This window comes from Actinophytocola sp. KF-1, assembly GCF_054661535.1.
In genome coordinates, this window is the sequence record NZ_BAAFVK010000005.1 from 70,762 (window position 1) to 94,012 (window position 23,251).

Annotated in this window: 19 protein-coding genes and 1 pseudogene; 10 read left to right on the top strand and 10 right to left on the bottom strand. The window is 74.0% G+C overall.

Translation table 11 applies throughout. From position 1 onward, the window contains the following. The first annotated feature begins 123 nt into the window (after positions 1–123). Positions 124–1,353, top strand: a complete 1,230-nt coding sequence (locus tag ACYQ77_RS16410) for an MFS transporter (RefSeq protein WP_459712070.1) — start codon at positions 124–126, stop codon at positions 1,351–1,353. Here the strand turns inward: ACYQ77_RS16410 and ACYQ77_RS16415 are convergent. After that, complete coding sequence (locus tag ACYQ77_RS16415) at positions 1,310–1,912, bottom strand: hypothetical protein (protein WP_459712072.1); 603 nt, start codon at positions 1,910–1,912, stop codon at positions 1,310–1,312. The genes ACYQ77_RS16410 and ACYQ77_RS16415 overlap by 44 nt on opposite strands. A 348-nt stretch (positions 1,913–2,260) precedes the next feature. Between ACYQ77_RS16415 and ACYQ77_RS16420 the strand changes: the two genes are divergently transcribed. Continuing rightward, a complete protein-coding gene (locus ACYQ77_RS16420; protein WP_459712073.1) occupies positions 2,261–3,469 on the top strand; it encodes an MFS transporter in 1,209 nt (402 codons plus the stop codon). A gap of 151 nt (positions 3,470–3,620) precedes the next feature. Here the strand turns inward: ACYQ77_RS16420 and groL are convergent, their stop codons facing one another. From groL to ACYQ77_RS16440, 4 genes are all read right to left on the bottom strand, one after another. Continuing rightward, positions 3,621–5,234, bottom strand: coding sequence for a chaperonin GroEL (groL, locus tag ACYQ77_RS16425; RefSeq protein WP_459712075.1), 1,614 nt, complete (start codon positions 5,232–5,234; stop codon positions 3,621–3,623). A 211-nt stretch (positions 5,235–5,445) separates the two neighbouring features. Beyond that, positions 5,446–8,409, bottom strand: a complete 2,964-nt coding sequence (locus tag ACYQ77_RS16430) for an NHL domain-containing protein (RefSeq protein WP_459712078.1) — start codon at positions 8,407–8,409, stop codon at positions 5,446–5,448. A gap of 77 nt (positions 8,410–8,486) precedes the next feature. Next, entirely contained in the window at positions 8,487–9,293 is an 807-nt protein-coding gene (locus ACYQ77_RS16435; RefSeq protein ID WP_459712080.1) for a hypothetical protein, read from the bottom strand. Next, positions 9,290–9,907 (bottom strand): RNA polymerase sigma factor, encoded by a 618-nt coding sequence (locus ACYQ77_RS16440; RefSeq protein ID WP_459712082.1) that lies wholly within the window; start codon positions 9,905–9,907, stop codon positions 9,290–9,292. Before ACYQ77_RS16440 ends, ACYQ77_RS16435 begins: the two co-directional genes overlap by 4 nt. 443 nt (positions 9,908–10,350) lie before the next feature. Between ACYQ77_RS16440 and ACYQ77_RS16445 the strand changes: the two genes are divergently transcribed. Further along, on the top strand, positions 10,351–10,740 hold the full coding sequence (locus tag ACYQ77_RS16445) for a hypothetical protein (protein ID WP_459712084.1): 390 nt from the start codon (positions 10,351–10,353) through the stop codon (positions 10,738–10,740). Between the two features lie 6 nt (positions 10,741–10,746). Here the strand turns inward: ACYQ77_RS16445 and ACYQ77_RS16450 are convergent, their stop codons facing one another. Together ACYQ77_RS16450 and folE are read right to left on the bottom strand one after the other, a co-directional pair. Then, on the bottom strand, positions 10,747–11,571 hold the full coding sequence (locus tag ACYQ77_RS16450) for a phytanoyl-CoA dioxygenase family protein (protein ID WP_459712085.1): 825 nt from the start codon (positions 11,569–11,571) through the stop codon (positions 10,747–10,749). 59 nt (positions 11,572–11,630) lie between these two features. Further along, positions 11,631–12,230 carry a GTP cyclohydrolase I FolE gene (folE, locus tag ACYQ77_RS16455; protein WP_459712087.1) on the bottom strand — a complete coding sequence of 200 codons (600 nt, stop codon included), beginning with the start codon at positions 12,228–12,230 and terminating at the stop codon, positions 11,631–11,633. A 73-nt stretch (positions 12,231–12,303) separates the two neighbouring features. Here folE and ACYQ77_RS16460 point away from each other — a divergent pair, with 73 nt between their 5' ends. Further along, positions 12,304–13,017, top strand: a complete 714-nt coding sequence (locus ACYQ77_RS16460; protein ID WP_459712090.1) for a helix-turn-helix transcriptional regulator — start codon at positions 12,304–12,306, stop codon at positions 13,015–13,017. Here ACYQ77_RS16460 and ACYQ77_RS16465 read toward each other — a convergent pair whose 3' ends face one another. From ACYQ77_RS16465 to ACYQ77_RS16475, 3 genes and pseudogenes are all read right to left on the bottom strand, one after another. Next, a complete protein-coding gene (locus ACYQ77_RS16465; RefSeq protein WP_459712091.1) occupies positions 13,018–13,821 on the bottom strand; it encodes a cytochrome c oxidase assembly protein in 804 nt (267 codons plus the stop codon). Further along, positions 13,818–14,309: pseudogene (locus ACYQ77_RS16470) on the bottom strand (DUF2243 domain-containing protein). Before ACYQ77_RS16470 ends, ACYQ77_RS16465 begins: the two are co-directional and overlap by 4 nt. Before the next feature lie 71 nt (positions 14,310–14,380). Beyond that, a complete protein-coding gene (locus ACYQ77_RS16475) occupies positions 14,381–14,749 on the bottom strand; it encodes a hypothetical protein (RefSeq protein WP_459712093.1) in 369 nt (122 codons plus the stop codon). Positions 14,750–15,201: 452 nt separating this feature from the next. Between ACYQ77_RS16475 and ACYQ77_RS16480 the strand changes: the two genes are divergently transcribed. From ACYQ77_RS16480 to ACYQ77_RS16505, 6 genes are all read left to right on the top strand, one after another. Continuing rightward, entirely contained in the window at positions 15,202–16,428 is a 1,227-nt protein-coding gene (locus ACYQ77_RS16480) for a styrene monooxygenase/indole monooxygenase family protein (RefSeq protein WP_459712095.1), read from the top strand. 96 nt (positions 16,429–16,524) lie between these two features. Further along, positions 16,525–18,951 (top strand): sensor histidine kinase, encoded by a 2,427-nt coding sequence (locus tag ACYQ77_RS16485; RefSeq protein ID WP_459712097.1) that lies wholly within the window; start codon positions 16,525–16,527, stop codon positions 18,949–18,951. After that, positions 18,948–19,385, top strand: a complete 438-nt coding sequence (locus ACYQ77_RS16490; RefSeq protein ID WP_459712098.1) for a roadblock/LC7 domain-containing protein — start codon at positions 18,948–18,950, stop codon at positions 19,383–19,385. Before ACYQ77_RS16485 ends, ACYQ77_RS16490 begins: the two co-directional genes overlap by 4 nt. 2 nt (positions 19,386–19,387) lie before the next feature. Beyond that, complete coding sequence (locus tag ACYQ77_RS16495) at positions 19,388–19,765, top strand: DUF742 domain-containing protein (protein WP_459712100.1); 378 nt, start codon at positions 19,388–19,390, stop codon at positions 19,763–19,765. Continuing rightward, positions 19,758–20,336 (top strand): GTP-binding protein, encoded by a 579-nt coding sequence (locus tag ACYQ77_RS16500; RefSeq protein ID WP_459712102.1) that lies wholly within the window; start codon positions 19,758–19,760, stop codon positions 20,334–20,336. Before ACYQ77_RS16495 ends, ACYQ77_RS16500 begins: the two co-directional genes overlap by 8 nt. Positions 20,337–20,510: 174 nt before the next feature. After that, complete coding sequence (locus tag ACYQ77_RS16505) at positions 20,511–22,964, top strand: AAA family ATPase (protein WP_459712104.1); 2,454 nt, start codon at positions 20,511–20,513, stop codon at positions 22,962–22,964. Positions 22,965–23,251: the final 287 nt, after the last annotated feature.

Consider the following 23,251-nt stretch of genomic DNA (forward strand, 5'->3'; position numbering starts at 1 on the left):
GGCGACTCGCGGGGGCTGGGAGGGAGACTCGCGGGGGTTCTGGGGGCTTATGTAGAATGACAATCACTTTCGATTAGGGGTGGGGGTTGGGTGGGTGCGTTGGCGGCCGGGGGTGGGCGGTCTGTGTTGCTGGAGGCGGCGTTCGCGCGGCTTTGGGTGGGTGCCACCGCTTCGGGGCTCGCGACCTGGGCGTTGCCGTTCGTGCTCGGGCTCGGGGTGCTCACCCGTGAGCTGAGCGCTGCGGGTCTCGGGTTCGTGCTCGCGGCCCGGACCGTCGGGTTCCTGCTGGCGGTGCCGGTGAGCGGGGTGCTCGCCGACCGGCACTCGCGACGCCGGGTGGTGCTGTGGGCGGGGCTCGCCGCGGCCGCGGGTGCGCCCGTGATCGCGCTCGGGCTCGGCCGGTCGGTGCCGCTCATGGCGGCCGCCGCCGTCGTGGTCGGCGCCGGGCAGGGTGCGTGCCGGCCCGCGTTCCAGGCGCTCGTCGCGGAGATCGTCGAACCGGGGCTCAGGCAGACCGCCAACGCGGCGATGGCGCTGTCCGTCCGGGTCGTCACGCTCAGCGCGCCCGCGGTGACGACGCTGCTCGCGACCGTGCTCAGCACGTCCGCGCTCCTCGTCGGCACCGGCCTGGTCTGGCTGTGCGCGGCGCTCGTCCCGCCCGCGGGCCGCCACACCGCGGACGCGACGGCCACGCGACGGGTCTCGTTCCTCCGCGAGTTCACCGACGGGGTGCGGGAGGCGCGGCGGCACCCGTGGTTCCTCGCCGGGCTGTGCGCGCTCACCGCCGTGATCGCCACCGGCTACTCGGCCACCGGCGTCGTGCTGCCGCTCGTCAGCCGGGACGCCTTCGGCACCGAGGCCGTGCTCGCCGCCGCGCTGACCGCCTACACGGTCGGCGGGCTGCTCGGCGCGCTGGTGGTGACCCGCTGGCGGCCCAGGGCGCAGGGCTGGACCGCGCTCGCCGCCCTCGCCTGCTACGGGTTCGCGCCGCTCGCGCTGCTGTTCCCCGTGCACTGGCTGGCGGTCGTGGCCGCGTACGTCGTCGCCGGGCTCGGCATCGAGCTGTTCAACGTGCCGTGGTTCACCGCGACGCAACGGGAGGTCGCGCCGGACAAGCTCGCCCGTGTGTCCTCTTTGGACTTCCTGCTGTCGTACGGGCTCGCGCCCGCCGGGCTCGCGCTCATCGCGCCCGCCATCGAGGCCTTCGGCGTCACGGCCGTGCTCGGCGCGTGCGCGGCGGTCTGCTTCGCGGTCCCGGTCGCGATGATGCTCACGCCGACGACGCGGAACTTCGGCCGGTCGTGCCCGCCTACGGCCGCCCCCACATCACGTCGTACAGTGCCGGGCCGCTGAGGACGGGTTCGCTCGCCGGGTGGGGCACGAGCCACAGCGCGGCCTCGTCCCAGCAGCCGTACGTGTCGATGTTCTCGCCCTGCACCACCGCGATCAGGGTGTCGCCCGCGCGCCAGATGGCGTGGTGCCACTCGTCGTGGTGCGTGCCGGACACCTCGGGCGGGCCGAGGGCCTCGGCCACCGTGCCCGCCGCGGTGCGCCACACGGCGTCGAAGTCGGCGCGGGTGCCGTGGGGCAGGGCGGACCACCCCGCGGACAGGCGTTCCTCGGTGATCACGGGTTCCTCCTCCTCGTCCTCGGCGAAGTAGGCGAACTCGACCGTCACCGCCACGATCGACGTGGCGTCCGCGTTCAGGCCGATCGACACGAGCCGGTCACCCGTCCACTGCCGCTGTTCCAGCCCGTCGAACACGTCCGCGGCCACCGAACCCGACGGCGGCACGTACCAGCCCGCGTTCACCCACGCCGCGTCGAGGTCCGCGCGCCGCCACGACGCGGCGGCGAAACCCCGCGCCGCACCGAGCAGCTTCTCGTCCACCGGCAACCACACCACAGCCATGCCGCCATGATCCCGGACGCGCGGGCCGGGCGGGCACGTGCCGTGCACAACCGGTCAACACAGCTGCACGCACCGCGCATCCCGCGGGTGCACACGTGATCTGCGCCGCGTCCCAACTGGACCGTCCGCGGGCCCGATCGCGCGGATGTGGCTCCACAGCGGGAAGAACGGAGAAGCGTTACAGCCGGGCATGTCGTCTTGCGCACGCCGCGGCGGTTTGGTCCGCCCGAGAAGCAGAACGTAGCGTGGCCGCGCTCGGCGGCGCTGCCGGAGCGTTCCACTGTGTCCTCTCGGGTAGCTCGCCCGGTCTCGCGAAGGGAAAACGTCTTGCGGCGAAACATGCCGCCGATGGCGCGCGCGCTCGCCAACCGCAACTTCCGGCTCTGGGCGGGAGCCGACCTCGTCTCCGTCACCGGCACCTGGATGCAGGTGTTCGGCCTGAACTGGGTGGTGATGGCGCGCACCGGCTCGGCCACCGCCGTCGGGGTGTCCGTGCTCGTCAGCGCGCTGCCTGCGCTCGTGCTGGGCCCGTGGGCGGGCGCGCTCGCCGACCGGCTCGACCCGCGGCGCGTCATCGTCGCCGGCCAGTCCGCGCACGCCGTGCTCGCGGTCGTGCTCGCGCTGCTGGTCTGGACCACGGCCCCGATCGGCACGCTCTACGTGCTGACCGCGCTGTCCGGCCTGATCGGTGTCGTCGAGGGACCGGCACTGGGGCGGTTCGGCAGCCAGGCCGTCCCCCGCGCGGACCTCGGCAACGCGCTCGCGATCGGGTCGCTGATCAACTCGACCGGCCGCGTGCTCGGCATGACGTCGGCCGGGGTCATCGCCGCCGCCGTGGGCGAACCGGCGTTGTTCCTGGTCAACGCGGCCAGTTTCGTCGCGGTGATCGTGACCCTCCACGCGGTGCGGCCCGCCGAGCTGTACCCGCTGGCCGTCAGCACGCCGGAACGGGCCGGTGTCATGGCCGGCCTGCGCCACGTCCGGGCCGACCGGACCCTGCTGACGCTGTTCGCGCTCGGGTTCGTGCTGTCCGGCCTCGGCCGCAACTACCAGGTCACGATGGCGGCGATGGCCGACGGCCCGCTCCAGGCCGGTGCGGCCGGGTACGGCACGCTCTCCGCCGTGTTCGCCGTCGGCACCGTGCTCGGCGGCCTGCTCGCGGCCCGGCTGCGGGAGCTGTCCGTGCAGCTGCTGTTCGCCGCGGCGGCGGTCACGAGCGCGTTGCAGGCGGTCAGCGGCATGGCGCCGGGACTGCTCGGCTTCGCGGTGGTGATCCTGCCGATCGCGGCGGGTGCCGTGCTGATCGACACGGTGATGAGCACCCGCCTGCAGCTCGACTCGGCGGAGGACATGCGCGGCCGGGTGCTCGCGGTGCAGGCCTCCGTCGCCGCGGCCGCCGGTGCCGTCGGCGCCCCGCTGCTGGGGTGGCTCTGCGAGCACGTCGGCCCCGCGCCCGCGCTGACGGTGGCCGGCGTGTGCGCGCTCGGCGCCACCGTGCTCGCGGTCACCTCGTACGGGGCGCGGGCCAGGACCGGTCAGCTGGTGGTGTCGTCGTAGCCGTGCTCCTGCCAGGCCGTGCGCACGACGTAGGCCACGGCCGCGACGAGGACGCAGCAGAAGAAGATCACCGCGGTCATCGTGCTGTTCCTTCGCTCCTTTCCGTGCGGCGGAAAGGGGTCCCGGGCCGTCCCGGGACCCCCTTTCCCGATCAGAAGTCCATGCCGGCGCCCGCCGGGGCCTTCTCCTCCTTCTCCGGCTTCTCGGCCACGACCGCCTCGGTGGTGAGGAACAGCGCGGCGATCGACGCGGCGTTCTGCAGCGCCGAGCGGGTCACCTTCGCGGGGTCGATGACGCCCGCGGCCACGAGGTCCTCGTACTCGCCGGTGAGCGCGTTGAGGCCCTGGCCCTGCGGCAGGCTCCGGACCTTGTCGGCCACCACGCCGCCCTCCAGCCCCGCGTTGACGGCGATCTGCTTGAGCGGCGCCTCGATCGCGACCCGCACGATGTTCGCGCCCGTCGCCTCGTCGCCGGTCAGCTTCAGGCCCTCGAACGCCACCTCCGCGGCCTGCAGCAGCGCGACGCCACCACCGGCGACGATGCCCTCCTCGACGGCGGCCTTGGCGTTGCGCACCGCGTCCTCGATGCGGTGCTTGCGCTCCTTGAGCTCCACCTCGGTCGCCGCACCCGCCTTGATGACGGCCACGCCACCGGCGAGCTTGGCCAGGCGCTCCTGGAGCTTCTCGCGGTCGTAGTCGGAGTCGGACGCCTCGATCTCCGCGCGGATCTGGTTGACCCGCCCCTGGATCTGCTCCGCGTCGCCGGCACCCTCGACGATCGTGGTCTCGTCCTTGGTCACGACGACCTTGCGGGCACGGCCCAGCAGCGAGATGTCGGCGTTCTCCAGCTTGAGGCCCACGTCCTCGGAGACGACCTGGCCACCGGTCAGGATCGCCATGTCCTGCAGCATGGCCTTGCGGCGGTCGCCGAAGCCCGGGGCCTTGACCGCGACGGACTTGAACGTGCCGCGGATCTTGTTGACCACCAGGGTCGCCAGCGCCTCGCCCTCGACGTCCTCGGCGACGACCAGCAGCGGCTTGCCGGCCTGCATGACCTTCTCCAGCACCGGGAGCAGGTCCTTCACCGCGCTGATCTTGCCCTGGTGCAGCAGCACGTAGGCGTCCTCCAGGACGGCCTCCTGCCGCTCGGGGTCGGTGACGAAGTAGGCCGACAGGTAGCCCTTGTCGAAGCGCATGCCCTCGGTGAGCTCCAGCTCCATGCCGAGCGCGTTGCTCTCCTCGACCGTGATCACACCGTCGCGGCCGACCTTGTCCATGGCCTCCGCGATCATGTCGCCGATGCCCTTGTCCCCCGCCGAGATCGCGGCCGTCGCGGCGATCTGCTGCCGCGTCTGCACGTCGACCGCGTTCTTGTGCAGCTGCTCGGTGACCGCCTCGACCGCCTGCTCGATGCCCCGCTTCAGCGACAGCGGGTCGGCGCCGGCGGCCACGTTGCGCAGGCCCTCGCGCACCAGCGCCTGCGCCAGCACGGTCGCGGTCGTGGTGCCGTCACCCGCGACGTCGTCGGTCTTCTTCGCGACCTCCTTGACCAGCTCCGCGCCGATCCGCTCCCACGGGTCCTCGAGCTCGATCTCCTTGGCGATCGAGACACCGTCGTTGGTGATGGTGGGCGCGCCCCACTTCTTCTCCAGCACGACGTTGCGGCCACGCGGTCCCAGCGTCACCTTCACGGCGTCCGCGAGGGTGTTCAGGCCCCGCTCCAGACCCCGGCGCGCGTCTTCGTCGAACGCCAGCATCTTCGCCATCGCGTCCAGTCCTCCTGCTGTGCGAACGCGCGACGGCCGGGCCCGGCGCCCGCGACGGAAGAGCCCGCTCGGCAACCCACCACCGAGCAAGCCCCACCAGGCCCGGTCGTCGCAAAATCCGAGTAGTTTTGGCACTCGACACCACCGAGTGCTAACACAAGATTAGCTACCACGACCGCGGCCCGGTCTGCAACCCGGCACCCGCCCGGGGTCAGCCGGTGCCCTCCTGAGCGGACCGGCGGCGGGCCCGTACCCGGGCGACGGCGATGCCGCCGCCGACGAGGACGAACAACGCCACGGCGACGACCGCGCCGACCTCGACGGCCGTGGACGCCGAGCCCGCGACCGCGGGCGCGTCGGCGGCCTTGACCAGCACGAGCACCTGCGCGGTGTCCGGTTGCAGGAAGTACAGGTCACCGCCGGGGCCGACGTCGAGCTGGGTCACCGGGCCGTGCTCGCCGCGGTGGACCACCTCGGCCGTGCCGTCCGGCGAGAAGCGGTGGATCTCCGGCCCGGCGCTGACGAACATCACGCCGTCGGGGGTGAACGCGACGTCCTCCGGGTCCGTGAGGGTCACGTCGAAGGCCGGGGTCGCGTCGTGCGCGCGGCCGACGACGGGCTCGGCCTTGCCGTCCACCACCCGGTCCACGCGGCTCAGGTAGGTGATGAGGTGCGGGGTGCCGTCCGGGGCCAGCGCGATGCCACCGAACAGGTCGTGCTCGCCCGCCTCGAGCACCACGTCCAGCGCGCCGTCCGGGCCGACCGAGTAGACGCCGTCGCCGGTGCTCAGGTACAGCGTGCCGTCCGCGCCGACGGCGATGTCGCGGGGATCGCCCTCGCGGAACGTGTAGTCCGTCGGCGACGCCCACTCCCGCAGCGCCCGGCGGGCCATCCGGTTGTCCATGCCGCCGCCGAGCAGCGCCACCACCACGCCGTCCGGGTGGCGGCGCAGCGCCGCGTCCGGCACCAGGTACAGCGACCCGTCCGGGCCGGTGGCCAGCGGCCCGGCCTCGACCGGGCCGGTCGGGCCGTACTTGGCGAACGTCACCAGCGGCGGCGACAGCTCGACCGGCCGCAGCTCGCCGCCGGGCCGGGTCGCGTGCACACCGGTCGCACTGGCCACGTAGACCGTGCCGTCCCGGCCGACGGCGAACGACTCGACGGCGCTGAACGGCACGTCCGCCGCCCTGCGCACCGGGTCCGGGTCGAGGTCGGCGACGGTGCGGACGGCGCCGTCCGCACCGACCGCGCGGACCCGGCCGTCGGCGCTGAGGACGTGGAGCGTGCCGTCCTGGCCCACCGCGACACCCGTCGGGTCGGGCACGTCCGCGCTGTTCCCGCCCCGCTTCCCCGTGCCGGCGACCGTCGTGACGACGCCGTCGCGGTCGACGCGGCGGACGCGGTCGTTGCCGGTGTCGGCGAAGTACGTCACCCCGTCCGCGCCCACGGCGACGCCGGACACGTTGTTGACCGCCGCCTTTCCGGCCGGTCCGCCGTCGCCCGAGTAGCCCGCCGTCCCCGTGCCGGCGAGCGTGCCGACCGTGCCGTCCGGGCGGGCCACCTCGACCTCGTCGCCACCCTCCTGGACGAAGCGGACGGAGCCGTCTGCGCCGACGGCGAACCACCGGACGCCGCGCAGGATCGTCCGCAGCGCCTGCGGCGTGCCCGGCTCCTGGCGGCGGGCGTAACCGACGACCAGCTCCTGACCCTCCGGGGTGAGCCGGTGGATGGACGTGTAGTCGGCGTAGTGGACGGCGCCGTCGGGTCCGGTGGCCACGAGCCGGACCGCGTCGAGGCTCTCCCGCCCGGTCTCCGCCGCGGTGGCGACCGTGTCGATCTTCCCGTCCGGGGTCACCCGGTAGAGGCGGCCGTTGGCGGTGACGTAGACGCCGTCCTGCGCCGCCGCGACCCCGGCCGGCCCGTTCAGCACGACCTCGGTCGCCACGTCGCCGTGGTGGACGCCGTCGGTCTCCCCGCTCGCGCCGGTGCCCGCGAACCGCCGCACGGTGCCGTCCGGCGCGATCGCCCGCACCTGGTGGCGGTAGGGCTCCGCGACGTAGACCGTGCCGTCCCGGCCGACCGCGAGCCCGCCGGGCACGCGTTCGTCCTCGGGGACCCGCCGCGGTTCGCGGGGTGGCGGCGGGCGCTTCCCGCTGCCCGCCACGGTGTGCACGGTGCCCGGCGCGTCGTCCGCCCACACCGACCGCGCCGCGGTCGCCGGGCCGGCGGCGGTCGCCTCGCCGTGCCGCACGAGCCGCAGGATCTGGCTGGTGTGGGTGAGCGACTCGACCCGGCTGACGTACAGGTCGCCGTCCGGGCCGACGGCGAGGTCGCCGATGCCGTCCAGCGCCGGGCCGACCGGTTCGGTGCGGCCGTCCTCGCCGAGCCGCACGACCTGTTCGCGGCCGAGGTCCACGTAGTACACCCGCCCGTCGGCGGCGACGGCAGGCTCGCTCGGCGGCCGCGTCGCCGTGGTGGCGAGCGTGCGCGGCGGGCCGGCGGGGCCGAGTGCCTGGACGCTGCCGCCCGCGTGCGCCGGGTTCTGCACGGCGGTCAGGAGCACGGTCCTGTCCCGGGTGACCGCGAGCCGCGCGCCGGGGACGTCGATCGCCGCCTGCCCGACCCGGGTGACGCGGCCGGCGGCGTCGACCCGCACGACCCGCTTGCGCGTGGCGTCGTAGAGGTAGGCGTTGCCGTCGGCGTCGACCGCGACGTCGTCACCGGTGCCGGGACCGGAGGTGGCGGCGCCGAGCGCGGCCTCGCGGGCCACCACCGTGACCACGCCGCGCGGGTCCATCCGGCCGAGCACGCGCTCGTCGCGGTCGTCGAGGGTCAGGTACAGGCCGCCGCCGGGGAGTGCCGCCATCCCGGTGATCACCCGGCCGTCGCGGGTGGCCGGGGCGTACACGGTGTCGATCACGCCGTCGGGTGTCACCCGCCGCACGCGCTCGGTGTCGGTCAGGTAGACCGAGCCGTCGGCGCCGACTGCGATCGACGAGACCTCGATCCTGGCGTCCTTCGCGGGCCCGCCGTCGCCGGAGAAGCCCGTCGGGCCGAGCCCGGCCACGAGCGCGACCTGCCCGGGACGCGGCGGCGCGGCCTGCGCGGGCGCGGACACGGCGAGCAGGGCGGCGGCGACCGCGAGGAGCGCCGCGGCGCGTGATCGGCTGTGCAACGACGGACTCCCCTGCTCGCGACCGGTGTGCCGGTACCGACGCACCCGTCACGAGCCTGGTTCCCGCCCTCCGGCGGTCAGCGCGACGGTCGCTGCGCCATTTTCCCAGGGTGCGGTGGCGTGGTCGCCTCGGCCGGCGGGTTCTTCCCCGTCTTCACGGATTCACCGGGCGGCGCGGGCGGCGGGGCGCCGCCGGTGTTCTTCGGCGTGTTCTTCGGTGTGTTCTTCGGCGTGTTCCCCGGCGTGTTCTCCGGCTTGTTCTTGCCGGATTCACCCGTGTTCGGGGAGTTCGCGGGAGCGCTGTTCCCCGGCTCGTTCTTCGACGGTTTTCCCGTCGAAGCCGGGGCGTGTGCGGCACAATATTCCGCGACCTCGTGGGGACCGCCCGCGGCCTCGATCAGCGGACGGAACCTCGGGTCGTCCCGGTGCTCGGCCTTGGCCGCCGGGTAGGTGCGGCACAGGTCCACGATCTCGGGTGCGGCCGGGGTGGTGCGCGGGCCGGAGCGCGCGGACGGGTCCGGTCCGGCCCGGTCGCCGGTCGGGGTGGGGGTGGCGGACGCCGTCGTCGACGCCGGGCTCTGCTCGGCGGGCGGGACCGCCGACCACGGCGTCGGCAGCACGCCACCGCTCGCCGCCAGCACGACGCCGGCTGACCCGGTGACGGCGATGGCCACCGCGGCCTTGACGGTCAGCACCTTCGTGAGCACCCGCCGGAACGCCGACGGGCGGGCGGGCGCGGTCTCGGTCATGGCGGCCTGGCGGAACGCGGCCACCGCGGCCTCCTCGCCTGCCAGCTCACCGGGGTGGGCGGGTGCGGCGGCGGCGCGGAGCACGCTCATGAGCAGGTCGTCGTCACCGTCGGGGCGCGGTCGGTGCGTGCTCATCCTGCCGTCCTCGGCGTCAGGTCGCCCGGCCGCATCGCGCTGGTGACGTCCGGCGCGCCCGCCTGTTCGAGCCTGCTGCTCAGGGTGCGCAACCCGCGCCAGGTGGCGGTGCGCACGGCGCCCGGCCGCTTGCCCATCACCCGCGCGGCGGCACCGGCGTCGAGGCCGAGCACGACCCGCAGCAACACGGCTTCCGCCTGGTCACGGGGCAGGGTGGCGATGAAAGCGACGGCCGCGTCGGTGGCCACCGCGGTGACGGCCGCGGCGGCGGTGTCGTCCCCGGCGGGCAGGTCGGCCAGCACGTCGGCGGTCTGGTGCGCGGCAGGCCTGCGCTGGGTGTAGCGGAGGTGGTCCATGGCGCGGTGGCGGGCGATGGACGCCGCCCAGCCGCGGAACCCGGCGCCCTCGTCCCGGAACGTGCGGATGTCCCGCGCGATCTGCAACCAGGCCTCGGCCGCGACGTCCTCGGCGTCCTGCGTGCCGACGAGCCCGCGCAGGTACCGCAGCAGACCGGGCTGCACCTCGCGGTACAGCTGCCGGAACGCCGCCTCGCTGCCGTCGCGGGCGGCCCGTACCGCCGCCGTCAGGTCAGCCGCCGCCTGACCAGGTGCCATCCGGAGACCTCGTCTTCCTGCTCGGCACACCTCGACCACAGCTTAGGTGTGCCCCGCCCGCCACGCGCGTCACACCGCCGTGCCGGGGTGCGCCTCCGCGGCAGTCTCGTCGGCGGGCGTGCCGGGGCCTGCGGCGGGTGCCTGTTGCGGTCTCTCCGGCACCGTCCGGTCGCGCCGGCCGAACTCAGCGACAAGCTGGTCGAATATCGGTGTGACCGTCACCGGTGAATCCGTCATCGCCACCTCCCCGACTTCACGAAAACGTCGTTCTCGCCCGGACGATACCTGCCGGAATGACAGCGGGACACTCGAGGCGACGCGACTATTGCGGCATCAATTACTTTGACATTCCCCGGTGCCGGATTTCGCATTCCCGGCGCAGCCGGTGAACGGGTACCGGCAGACCCGGTGGCCGGGCACGCGGCGGGAGGTATTGTCCAGCCGTGGTCCTCCCCGAACTCCGCCAGTACGCCTCGGTCGCCGCCTACAACGCCGCGTACCCGGCCAGCCCGATGCCGACCGATCCCGCGGAACGGTCCCGGCTGCGGGGGTACCACCTCGCCATGCGCGGCCTGGTGGACGACCTGACCGGCGGCACGGGCGCGATGATCGTCGACTTCCTCCCGGGCGGGCCACCCAAGCCGGGCACCCCGGACCGCGTCGGCACGGTCGTGGCGAGCCCGTGGCGCGAGGGGCCGGTGGTCGTGCTGGCACAGGGCGTGTCGCTGTGGACCGCGTGGCGGACGGTCGTGCGGCGCTGGCCCACCCGCCTCTCCGAGGTGCGCGACCTGCTCAACGGCGTCGAACTGGACCTGCCTGGCGCGAGGAGCTGACCGCGGTCACGGCGCGCCCATCACGAGCCCTTCGATGGTGTGCTTCTGCTCGATCGGCTCCAGCTCGTCGACGACGCGGCACGGCAGGTGCGCGAGCAGTGACTCCGGCAGCCGCGCGTGGTAGGCGCGGGTGACCATGAGGTCGTGGCGCTCGTCGTTGCCCGCGCCGGGGGCGTCGACGCCGAGCACGAGCGTCGGCCGCGGGGTCGTCGACCGGTTCGCGGTGCCGCGGTGGATGGTGAGCGCGCTGCGGGCGGAGATGTCGCCGCGGCGCGTGAGCCTGCGGCGGCCGAGCGCCTCGTAGCGCGGCCAGTGGCTCTTCGGCGGGAACATGCCGTGCTCGAACTCGGGGCTGTCGTCCCACTGCGTGCCCGGCGCGATCTCGAACGGGCCCATCTCGGGCGTGACGTCGACCGTGGTGAGGTTGAACGCGAGCGACGTGAGCCTGCCGTCCCGCGTGGTTTCCGGCGGGGACGGGAAGTCGCGGTGCCACGGCTGGTTCACCGCGCCGGGCAGCGGCACGTCGAACCCGACCTCGACGATCTGGTACCCGGGGCCGAGGACCGCCGCGCACATGCCCGTGACCCACGGGTGCGTGACCAGGTCGACGAACCCGCGCAGCCGCTCGGGGTGGATCTCCACGTAGTACCGGTTGGGGCCGCGCCCGACCGCGGTGCCCGGCGACTCGAGCGCCTCGTGGAACAGGGTCATGATGTCCTCGCCGAGCCGGTCGGCCCACTCCGGCGTGAACGCGCCCTGCCTGCCGACGATGCCGTCGGTGCGGAGTTGCTCGACCTCCTGTGCGCTGGGCGCGGCGACATTGCCCGTCAACGGTCCTCCCCGGGGGATCTCGACTGCGTCGTCGTGATCCACGATAGGTGCCGCGACGGTCAGGCGCGCAAGCCCGCGAGCGCGAAGAACTCCTGCCGGGACCGGGCGTCCTCGCGCAGTGTGCCCAGCAGGGTCGACGTGACCGTGGTCGAGCCGACGGCCTGCACGCCGCGCAACGTCATGCACGTGTGCTCGGCCTCGATCACCACGCCGACGCCCTGCGGGCGCAGCTGCTCGGCGAGCCAGTCGGCGACCTGCTTGGTGAGGCGTTCCTGCACCTGGGGGCGGCGCGCGAAGTGCTCGACGATCCGCGCCAGCTTCGACAGCCCGAGGATGCGCTCGCCCGGCAGGTACCCGACGTGCGCGACGCCGACGAACGGCAGCAGGTGGTGCTCGCACACGGAGCGGACCGGGATGCCGCGCGCGAGGACGAGCTCGTCGTAGCCCTCGTCGTTGGGGAACGTCGTCAGGTCGAACGGCCGGGGGCTGAACAGCTCGGCGTAGGCGCGCGCCATCCGGCCCGGCGTGCCGCGCAGGCTCTCCGTCACCGGGTCGATGCCCAGCGCGCGGAGGAACGTGGCCGCGGCCTGCTCGGCCTCCGCCAGGTCGACGCCGGCACCGGGTTCGTGGACGACCCGCAACGCAGGTGCAGAGCTCATGAGCGGTCCTCCCCGTCCGATTACGCCAACAAAGCTTGGTCTTTTACGGTCCTTGTCGTCAAGAGCACGCGACATGGGACACAATCATTGGTGTTATCCTGGCGGGGTGACGGGCGACCCGGCGATCAGGGCCGTCGCCGCGCTCGACGACGACCTGCGGCGCGGCATGTACGCGTTCATCCGCGCTGCCCGCGGCCCCGTCACCCGCGACGAGGCGGCCGCGGCGGTGGGGATCTCCCGCAAGCTGGCCGCGTTCCACCTCGACAAGCTCGTCGACGCGGGTGTCCTCCAGGCCGACTACCGGCAGGTGGCGGGCCTGCGCAAGGTGGGCCGCGCCCCCAAGGTCTACCGGCCTGCCGACACCGACATCAGCGTCAGCATCCCGCCGCGCAAGCACGACCTGCTGGCGGAGATCCTCCTCGACGCCGCCTCCCGCGACGCCGTCCGCAAGGCCGCGTACGAACGCGGCCGCCGCACCGGCGCCGACGAACGCGCGCGCACGCGCCCCGGGCGCCTCGGCACCGAACGCGCGCTCACCCTGGCCACCGCCACCATGCGGGAGCACGGGTTCGAGCCCGTGCACGAGCCGGGCACCTCGGTCCGGCTGCGCTCGTGCCCGTTCCACCCGATGGCGGCGACGTCGCCCGAGCTGGTGTGCGGCATCAACCACGCCTTCCTGACCGGCCTGCTCGACGGCCTCGAAGCGCGGACGCTGACCGCCGAACTCGCCCCGCGCAGCGGCGAGTGCTGCGTCGAACTCCACGGGCGGGCCGCGAAGGAGACGTGATCAGCAGGCACGGCCCGCCGTGCCGGACAGGACCCCGTCAGGAACGGTGCGAGCGCGTGGCCGCCACGTCGTGACGAGGGCGAACGCGAGCAGGAGTTCGGCGATGTCGCCGCCGTAGTACATGAGCTGCGCGCCGCCCTGGCGTTCCGCGACCGGCACCGGGACGGTGACCGCGATGCCCGCGTACATCAGCTGCGACAACGTGGCGTGCACGGCGATGGCGACGCCGAGCAGCACCAGCCGGGCCGGGACGGACGGGCGCCGTGGTGCGGGATCCGCGCCCGCGACGACCCAGGCGAACAGGTACCCCGCGACGAGGAAGTGCAGGTGCACCAGGTGGTGCAGGGTCTCGTCGCCGGTGGTCAGGCGGTACAGGGGCGTGGTGTACAGCGCGACGAGCCCGCCGACGTTCAGCAGCAGCACCGTGACGGGGTGGGTGACGAGGTGTGCGAACGGGCTGCGCAGCACCCGGCCGACCACGCGCCCCCAGCGCGCCGGGACGCTCCGCAGGAGCAGGGTGACCGGCGCGCCGAGCGCGAGCGCCATGGGTGTGAGCATCCCGATCAGCAGGTGCCGCACCATGTGCCCGCGGAAGTCGCCGTGCGGGTAGGGCAGCGCGGCGGGCACGACGGCGACGGCGAGCAGCGCGGTCCCGAGCAGGAAACTCGCGGTGCGCCAACGGTTCCAGCCCCGCGGGTCGGCGTGTGCGCGTGCCGCGAGCACCGCGTACCCGGTGGCGAGCAACGCGATGCCGGCGAGCAACGGCGCGGGACCGGACCCGGTGTGCGCCTCGTGCGCGATCACCGCTCACCGACCGGCGCCGCGCCGCGCTGGAGGAGCCACCCCGCCGCCACGAGCACGGCGCCGAGCGCGAGGAACCCGAGGTCCCACCACAGCTGGTAGGCATCGGCCCGCACGTGGTGGATGCCGAGGAGGTGGTGGTCGACCAGACCCTCCACGAGGTTGAACAGCCCCCAGCCGACGAGGACCCAGCCCCACAGCGCCCGCGACCGCCACGCCTACCGGGCGCGCGTGACCCTGGCGTACAGCAAACCCAGCCCCACCAGGACGGCCAGCCACGTGACCGTGTGGAACAGGCCGTCCCCCACGGTGTTCATGCGCAGCCCCGGCAGGGTGTCCGGCGAGTACCCGTCGACGCTGGACAGCACGTGGTGCCACTGGAGGAGCTGGTGCAGCAGGATGCCGTCGACGAAACCGCCGAGCCCGATGCCCAGGATCGTCCCCGGCAGGCCGATCCCGGTCCTCACGCGGTCCGTGGTGCTCGTTGCCATGGTCGGCCTCCCGGGGCACGCGGCGCTGGAGCCGGTACACGTACCCAGGGGAAGAACGCCGAAACGGCGGCTCAGAGCAGGAGCAGCTCGGGCATGTCGTGCGCCGCGAGGAGGCAGCGGTCGCAGACGACCTTCCGGAAGACCTGCTCCCCCGGAACCCGTTCCACGTCGGCGAACGCGAACGCGATGCGGCACATCGTGGTGAGGCCGTCGAGTGCGCCGGCCGCGAGGCGTTCGGCATCGTCGCGGCTGATCGGCGCGAAGTGGCTGACCTCGCCCCAGCGGCCGACGCGGTAGCCGGTGCCGGGGATCGTGCTGCCGCGCGGGAAGCGGACCACGAACGCCGCCGTGACCGTGACACCCAGGTCCGCGAGCACGAGGCCGCCCAGCGGGGCGGCGTACGTCGCCGCGTGGTCCTCCGCGGGCACCAGCTCGTTCATGACCGGCCCGCCGTGCCGATCGGGAAAGAAGCGACTTGCGCGGCGCGCCGGCGGACGGGTGAGATCGAAGTGGTCACTGGCGATTCCCGAGTTGTTCGACGAGCGAGTATCCGGACAGACGCGTTCCGTTTGGAGCATGACATCGCGGTGCGGCGGCACGCAGCGCCACGCGCGCCCGCCGCGCCCCCGGATTCGCGACGGGTCAGCGCCGTTGTCCGTTGTGGCCCGCGCGGGTCCCGGTGCGGACCCGGTGATTACCGGTACGTCCCCGGGAGAGCACCGGGATGTCACCCACATGGTCGAACGGCGTGGTCCGGTTGACACAGACAGCTCCCGATGATCAAGGGAGGGGACGGCATTCCCCCGGGCGGCCCGGGCTGGCACGGTGGGCGCACACACAGCACGGGTTGGGCTTCGCGCCCGGAATCGACCGACGGCTCTTGGAGTGGTGAATGGGAATGCGGCTGCTGGTGGTCGGCGCCGGTGAGACGGCGCTGCAGATGGCGGCTCACGTCCGCGACGGCGGCGGGCACGCGACCGTGCTCACCCCGACCCCGCCCGAGGAGGTCGCCGCCGGGCCGGTCCGCTCCACCCAGGTGAAGGTGTGGCGCACCCGCGAACACGAGCGGGCGCTGGGCCTGGACCTGTGGCCGGAGGCGCCGCAGATCCGGGGCATGTGGTTCCAGGCCGTCGAGCAGGGCCAGGTCCTGTTCGAGTGGCGCGGCACGCTGACCAACCCCGCCGTGTCCGTCAACCAGCCCGACCGGTTCGCCGCGTGGCTCGGCCTCCTCGGCGAGCGGGGCGTCGCCATCCACAGCCAGCCGGGGCAGCCGATCACCGCGGCGTACGTCGACCGGCTGGCGCAGGAGCACGACATGGTGGTCGTCACGGCGTCGCCGAAGGGCAGCGACCTCGCCGACCTCTTCCCGGTCGACCCCGCGTTCCCGTCGGCGCCGCCCGCGCGCCGCCTCGTCGCGGTCTACCTCGACGGTGTCGAGCCGACCCCGGACAACGACGTGCAGCTCGCGCTGCTGCCCGACGGCGAGATCCTGCTGATCCCGGCGTACTTCGGCGACCGCACCACGAGCGAGGGGCGCACCTGCCACATCGTCCTGCTGGAGGCCCGGCCCGGCGGGCCGCTGGACGCGTTCGGCGACGTCCGGGACCCCGCCGCGCGCACCGAGCTGCTCCTGCGCCTGCTGCGTGAGTTCGCGCCGAGCGTCGCCGCCCGGTGCCGCCGGGCGACGCTGGTCGACGAGCGCGGCACGCTCGCAGGCGCGGTCCGGACCGCCGTGCGCGCGCCGGTGGGCCGCCTGCCGGGCTCGGGGCGGCCGGTGGCGTCGCTCGGCGACCTGGCCGTCAGCATGGACCCGCTCGCCGCGCAGGGCGCGAACAGCGCCTCCGACGGCGCCGCGATCTTCGCCCGCCGCGCGCTCGCGCACGCCGGGCCGTTCGACGAGGCGTTCCTGACGTCCTGCTCCGACGAGTGGCGGCAGCAGCGCGCGTACCCGGCGGCCCAGCTGACGTCCCTGCTGCTGGAGCCCCCGCCGCCGGTGCGCCGGCTCCTGGCCGAGGCCGCCGGGCGGCCCGAACTCGCGGACACGGTCGTGCGCCTGTTCGAGGCGCCGTGGATGGCCGGGCAGCTGCTCAGCGCGGCGCCCGACGCGACGGTCCGCTAGCAAACCCCTCCCCGCGCGCACCCGTCCGGCCGACCGCCGGACGGCCGGTGCCGCACGTCCCCACCGCGCACCGACATCCCTGAGGAGACAAGTCAGGTGTACGACCGACGCTCGGCGCCGCCCGAGCAGCATCGTCGCCTCCCCTCGCTCGGCACCCGGCTCAGGCTGGCGACCCTGACGCTCGTCGCGCTCCTGGGTGTGATGGTCCTCCTGGGCGTGGTCCAGGCCGGCCTGCCCGCGCTCAAGCTGAAGATCATCGGCGCCGGCGTGCAGGAGGTCTCCGTGCCCGCCGTGCCCGCGCTGGCCGAGCTGCAGGCCGAGCGGCAGCACGCGCTGGCCTACCTGGCGGCGCCGGACGCCGACGTCGACGCGCTGCGCAGGCAGGAAACCCGCACGTCCCAAGGCTTGCGGGCCATGCAGGAGGCGTCCGGGGCGCTGGCGGGCGCGCCCGCGGCGATCACCGACCGGCTGACCGCGTTCACCGAGCTGCTCGACCAGCTGCCGGCGCGGCGCAGCGCCGTCGAGTCGCGGTCCGCGGACGCGGCCGAGGTCTTCGCGTACTACAACGAGGTCCTCGACGCGGCGACGCGCCTGTTCGACGCGCAGGCCAGGGTCGTGCCAGACGCGGGGATCACGCAGTCCGCGATCGCCGCGGTCGGGTTGTTCCGGGTCGCCGACGGCATGTCGCGCGCGGGCTCGCTCGCCGCGGGCGCACTCGCCGACCGGAGCTTCGCGGCCGGTGAGTACCAGCAGTTCCAGCGGCTCGTCGGGGCCTACCGCAGCGAGCTGGACACGACCGCGCAGTACCTCGAGCCCGAGGTCCAGGACCGCTACCGGAACGTCGTCGAGGGGTCGGCGTTCCAGCGGCTCGGCGCGGTCGAGAACGCGCTGATCGCACGCGGGCCGGACCCGCACCGCGCCGACGGCGACGAGGTGGACGTGCCGTTCCCGGTCGGCGCGGGCGAGTGGGCGGAGCTGACCGGTGCGGTGTCCCGGCAGCTGGTCGACCTCACGATCCGGCAGGCCACCGTGATCGCCGCGAAGGCCGACGACACCGGCGCCCGGCAGTTCTGGACGACCGCGCTGGTGCTGGGCGCCCTCGCCGCGGCGGCGGCGGTCGCGGCGGTGATCGGTGTGCGGCTGGCGCGGCGGGTGTCGCGCAGGCTGGGCAGCCTCGCCAACGGCGTGCACCAGGTGGCCACCGAGGAGGTGCCGTACCTGGTCGGCCGGATCCAGGAGGACGCGGACACCGACGTCCGCAACGAGGTGCAGCTCCTCGACGAGGGCGCCGACGAGATCGGTGGCGTCGCCGCCCGCTTCCGCGACGCGGTCGTCGCCGACCTCGAGGCACGGCGGCGGGAGATCCTGCTGCGGAAGGGCACCACGCGGGTGCTCAAGGAGCTGGCGCACCGCATCCAGCTCCCGGTGGCACGGCTGCTGTCGACCGTCCTCGCGGCGCAGGAGAAGGAACAGAACCCGGACACCCTGCGGCTCCTCTACACGATCGACCACGAGGTCGTGCGTGCCCGGCGCATCGCCGACCACATGATCGTGCTGGCCGGGGACCAGCCGCGCCGCCAGCGGCGCAACCCCGTGCCGCTGTTCCACATCGTGCAGGGCGCGGCCACGGAGACCTCGCCGCCGGAGAGCGCCGACCCGGCCGGGCAGCTGCAGCGGTTCTCGCTGCAGCACATCCCCGAGGTGTCGGTGAAACCGCTGCTGGCGCACCAGGTCGCGCACGTGCTGTCGGAGCTGATGGACAACGCCGTCCGGTATTCCCCGCCGGGCAGCCAGATCCGGGTGTCCGGCGAGCTGACCGCGCACGGCGTCGCGATCGAGATCGCGGACGCGGGCATGGGCCTGTCCCGCGAGGCGCTCGCGGCGGTCAACGAGCTGATGCGCAACCCGCCGGAGTTCGACGTGATGGTGCGCGAGGACGCGATCGGCCACCTCGGGTTCTTCGTGGTGGCGCACCTGTCCCGCGCGCTCGGCATGGTCGTGGCCTTCCAGACCTCCGCCTTCCAGGGCCTGTCGGCGGTCGTGACGCTGCCGACGGAGCTGCTGGCCGCGTTCCCGGCGGACGACCACGACGCCGGCCCCGCCGCGTCGACGTGGTTCGGCCCGGCGGAGGCCGCGACCGCAGGGCACGACCTCGCCCTGGTGGCGGCCGCGGCGGCGCCCGCGTGGGCCGAGGGCGCCACGCACGACCCGGGTCCCCGGCACGCCCGCGCGCCGGTGGCGGACGCGCCCGCCGCGCCGTCACCGGGTGTCCTGTCGCCCGGTGCGCTGCCGCCGCTGCCGAGGCGCAGGCGCGGCGCCACGCTCGACCCACCCGTCACGCGCGGCATCGCCGGTGATCCCCCCGACCTCCTCGCGGACGACATCGACGTCGCGACCACGCGGACCCAGCTGAGCCAGCTGCAGCGCGGCACGGAACGCGGTCGCCAGGCCGCTGCCGCCGAGTCCGGACCAGCTCACCCGCCGGCCTGGCCGCGCGACGACGAAGAAAGCCGACAGCGATGACCGAACGAGTCCAGTACCTGCTGCAGAACCTGCTCGCCGCGGACGGTGTCCCCGGCCTGCAGATGGTGATGGCGGTGACCGCCGACGGGATGCTGCGGGCGCACGCGTACCGGGACCACGACGCCGCCGACCGCGACGCGGCGGAACGCCTCGCGGCGGGCACCGCCTCGCTCGTGGCGCTCGCCGGGTCCGTCCTCGCCGAGCAGGGCGACGTGCTGCGGCAGCTGCCGATCGAGGGGCGCCGGTCCTGGTACGTGGTCATCGCGGCGGGACCGCACGCCTACCTGGCGGCACGGGCCGACCACGACGCGGTCCTGGACGACGTGTTCTACGCACTGCACCGGATCGTCGGCTCGGTGGGCCAGGAACTGGCCGCCGCGGTGCGCGAGCCCGCACCGGCCGCCTGGGTGCCGTCTGGTACCACCGAGCGCTGACCATGGCCCGGCACGGCGACGACGAGCCGTTCGTGCGGCCCTTCGGGCTCACCCGCGGCCGCACCGTACCCAGCCGCTCCGACCTGGACCTGACGACGCAGGTCATGGTGGCCGCGGGCGCCGAGCTGGCCGCGCGGCGGCTGCCCGGCGCGCGGTCGCCGGAGACGCAGACGATCCTGGACCTCGCGCCGCGGCCCATCGCCATCGCCGAGCTCGCCGCCCGGATGGCGCTGCCGCTGACCACCGTCCAGATCCTCGTCAGCGACCTCGTCGACGACGGGCTCCTCACGATCAGCGCGGCCCTGTCGGACGCCGACGTCCACGGCCGGACGCGGCTCGACTTCCTCCAACGCGTCAGGGACGGACTCATCAATGCGTGACGGCAACGGGTTCCCGCGCACCGCGAAGATCGTGGTGGCCGGCGGTTTCGGGGTCGGCAAGACGACCATGGTCAGCTCGATCAGCGAGATCGAGCCGCTCACGACGGAGGCGCCGCTGACGCAGAACAGCGCCGCCGTCGACGACCTCACCGGAGTCGGCGGCAAGACCACCACCACGGTCGCGCTCGACTTCGGCAGGCTCACCCTCGACGACTCCCTGACGCTCTACCTGTTCGGCACCCCGGGCCAGCACCGGTTCTGGAACTCGTGGAACCACATCGTGATCGGCGCCGTCGGCGCGATCGTGCTCATCGACACCCGGCGGCCGACGGACTGCTTCGCGGCCATCGACTTCTTCGAGAGCCGGTCGGTGCCGTTCCTCGTCGCCATCAACGACTTCGACGGGGTCGCGCTTTACGACACCGAGGCCGTCCGCGACGCGCTCGACGTCGACCCGGGGACGCCGATCATCCGGATCGACGCGCGCAGCGAGGAGGCGTGCCGCCAGGCGCTGCTGACGCTCGTCGACCACGCCATCCAGGCGGAGCGGGCGGCGCTCGGCACGTGGTGACGTTCCGTCGTCACAACCACGACACCACCACCCGGCCGGGTGCTTGTCGGTACCACTCGAGGCGTGAAAGCGTTGCCCGTTCGTGAGGGCGACCGACGGGAGTCGCTACGGTGGCACCCCGTTCGCGGGCACGCGTGTGTTCGCCCCCAACACCACGTCGAGGAGTGCTGCGGGATGCCCAGAGACCTCTCGGGGGCTCTGCCGGCCGAGCCGGACCTGTTGATCGGCCGGGACGAACTCGCGTTCCGCATCAGGGACCACCTGCGGCGCGGCGCGCGCGTGGTCACGCTGACCGGCGCGGCCGGGGTCGGCAAGACCACCCTGGCGCTGCACACCGCGTGGTGGATGCGGCGCAACCACCCGGACCTGGTGGTCCGCTGGGTGCGGATGACGTCCCTGTCCCCCGACGCCGAACCCGACCAGGTCGACCGCGCGGTCCAGGACGCGCTCGACTCGCCCGACTACGGCGGCCGCCCGCCGTGGGACGCGATCACCGACCACCTGTCCGCGCCGGAGCGGCGGACGCTGCTGGTGCTCGACAACTGCGAGCACATCGTGCTGCAGGCCAGCGAGTTCGTCGCGAGCCTGCTGGCCACCGTGCCCAGGCAGGTCACCGTCCTCGCGACGTCGCGGGAACCGCTTGGCTGCGTCGGTGAGCACGTCGAGTACGTGCGGCCGCTGCCCTTCCCCCGCGAACAGGACTCGCTGGACGGCCTGTGGCCCGCGCTGGAGATGTTCGCGGCCCGCGCCGACGCGCTCGGCCACCCGCTCTCCGCCGCCGAGCGGGTGCTCGCGGCCGAGCTGGTGCGCAGCGTGGACGGCCTGCCGCTGGCGATCGCCATCGACGCGGCGCGGTTGCGCTACGAGTCGCTCGCGGAGATCCGCGACAGCCGCGTGATCGACTCCCGGCAGCCCGTGCGGCGCCGCTACCCCGGGCTGGACGACGTGGGCGGCCGGGCGAACCGGTTCCTCGTCCCGGACGGCCTGCGGCAGTCGTACAACGGCTCGTACCGGCGGCTCGACCCGGTCGAGCGGCGGGTGCTGGACCGGCTCGGCGTGTTCTCCGGCGGGTTCGACCTGCCGACCGCGGGCCAGGTGTGCGGCGACGGGGAGCTGGACCCGGAACAGGTGATCCAGGCCGTGAAGGCGCTCGTCGACCGGTCGCTGGTCATGGCGGACACCCGCGGCGGCGTGCACCGCTACCGGCTGCTGCAGCCGGTGCGGATGTTCGCGCTGGAGAAGATCAACGAGAGCAAGGAGGAGCGCGCGCTCCGCAGGCGGCACCTCGCCTACTTCGTCGGCCTGGCGGCCCAGTACGGCAGCACGTGGTTCAGCCCGGAGGAGACCACCATCCTCGAGGACGCGCGCTGGCAGCTCGGCAACTTCGAGGCCGCCATGCTGTACGGGTACGGCGAACCGGACCTGGCCGCCGACGCGCTCGCCATCGCCATCCACATCTCGCGGCTGCGCGGGTGGTTCTACTGGGGCAAGCTCGGCGAGGGCAAGGACTGGCTGCTCAAGGGGGTCGAGGCCACCGCGCACCTGGGCGCGGCGCACCCGATGCGGATCGTGGCGCGGGCGATGGCGTCGTGGATCGCACTGTGCCAGGGCCGGGTGGACGAAGCGCGGGCGCTGCGCGAGCTGTACCTCGAGGCGCGGCGCCGGATGGCGGAGCAGGGGCCCGACGGTGGCGAGGACAACCCGTTCGCCGCCGTGGTGAACCCGGCGGTGCGGTTCGTCGACGGCGCGCACCGGATGCTCGTCCCCCGCGACGACGGCACCTACGACCTCACGTCCATCGACGCGCTGGCGCAGGCGGCGAAGGACTCCGCCGCGATCGGCGACCAGGGCGGCTGGGCGATGTGCATGCTGTTCGCCGGCCTGGCGGCCGCGTTCCACCTGAGCGACGAACCGGACCGGGCCGTGGCGATGACCGGCGAGTACCTCGAGGCGTGCGAGGAGGCCGGCGGGCACTGGGCCATCACGTGGGCCCGTATCGCGCACGGCATGTCGCTGGCGTGGCACGCGGATCCGTTGCGGGCCGAGGCGCTCGTGCAGGACACCGTGCTGTCCCAGCGCGACGTGGACGACTCATGGGGCATCGCGTGGCTCGCCCACGTGCGGTTCTGGGTCGGGGCGGAACTGCTGCAGCGACACCGCGACGGCGTCCGGGGCGTCCAGCCGCTCAAGCTCAAGGCGGCGGAGCTGGGCCGCGCGTGGGGCGCCGCCGAGTCGTTGCGGACGCGGGTGAACGTCCGGCTGGAGGGCCTCGGCCCGTTCCTGCGCGCACAGCAGCGCGCGGAGGCGATCGTCCGCGCGGCGGCGGGCCCCGAGGTCGACAGCGCGGTCGCCGCCGGGCGCGAGCTGGACCACCGGCAGGCGATCATGCTGGGGATCCCGCAGGAGCCGGAGGGTTTCGCCGTCCGCTGGCAGGGCCTGCCGCCCGAGCTGAAGCGCGTGGCCACCCTGGCGTCGCAGAACCGGACCAACAAGGAGATCGGCACCGAGGTGCACCTCTCCCCGCGCACCATCGAGGACAAGATGTCCGCCGCACTGCGCCTTCTGGGGCTGCGCAACCGAAAAGAACTGGCAGACCTGCGGCCGACGATCGAGAACCTCGCCGAGTAGCCCGGCTGCGCGAAGCCAGGGAGGCGGCCACGGCCGCTCGACGACCTGGCCGCCGTGGCGTGGCTGACGCTGCGGCACCTCCCCCGTGGCGCGCCGCGGCGGTTGCGCGGCTGTGCACACGACATTCCTGCCGGGTCCGTCCGGCAGGCCGGCGTGCTCGTGGTGGGCCGCGGACTGCCGCGCCATGCTAGGCGCCCCGGTCCCGCGGTGGTGTCGGGTGAACGCCCCTCAATTCCGGCGACCACGCCGTGTGCGAGTGCAATGCGTTGCGGCGCCGTCGCTTTCGG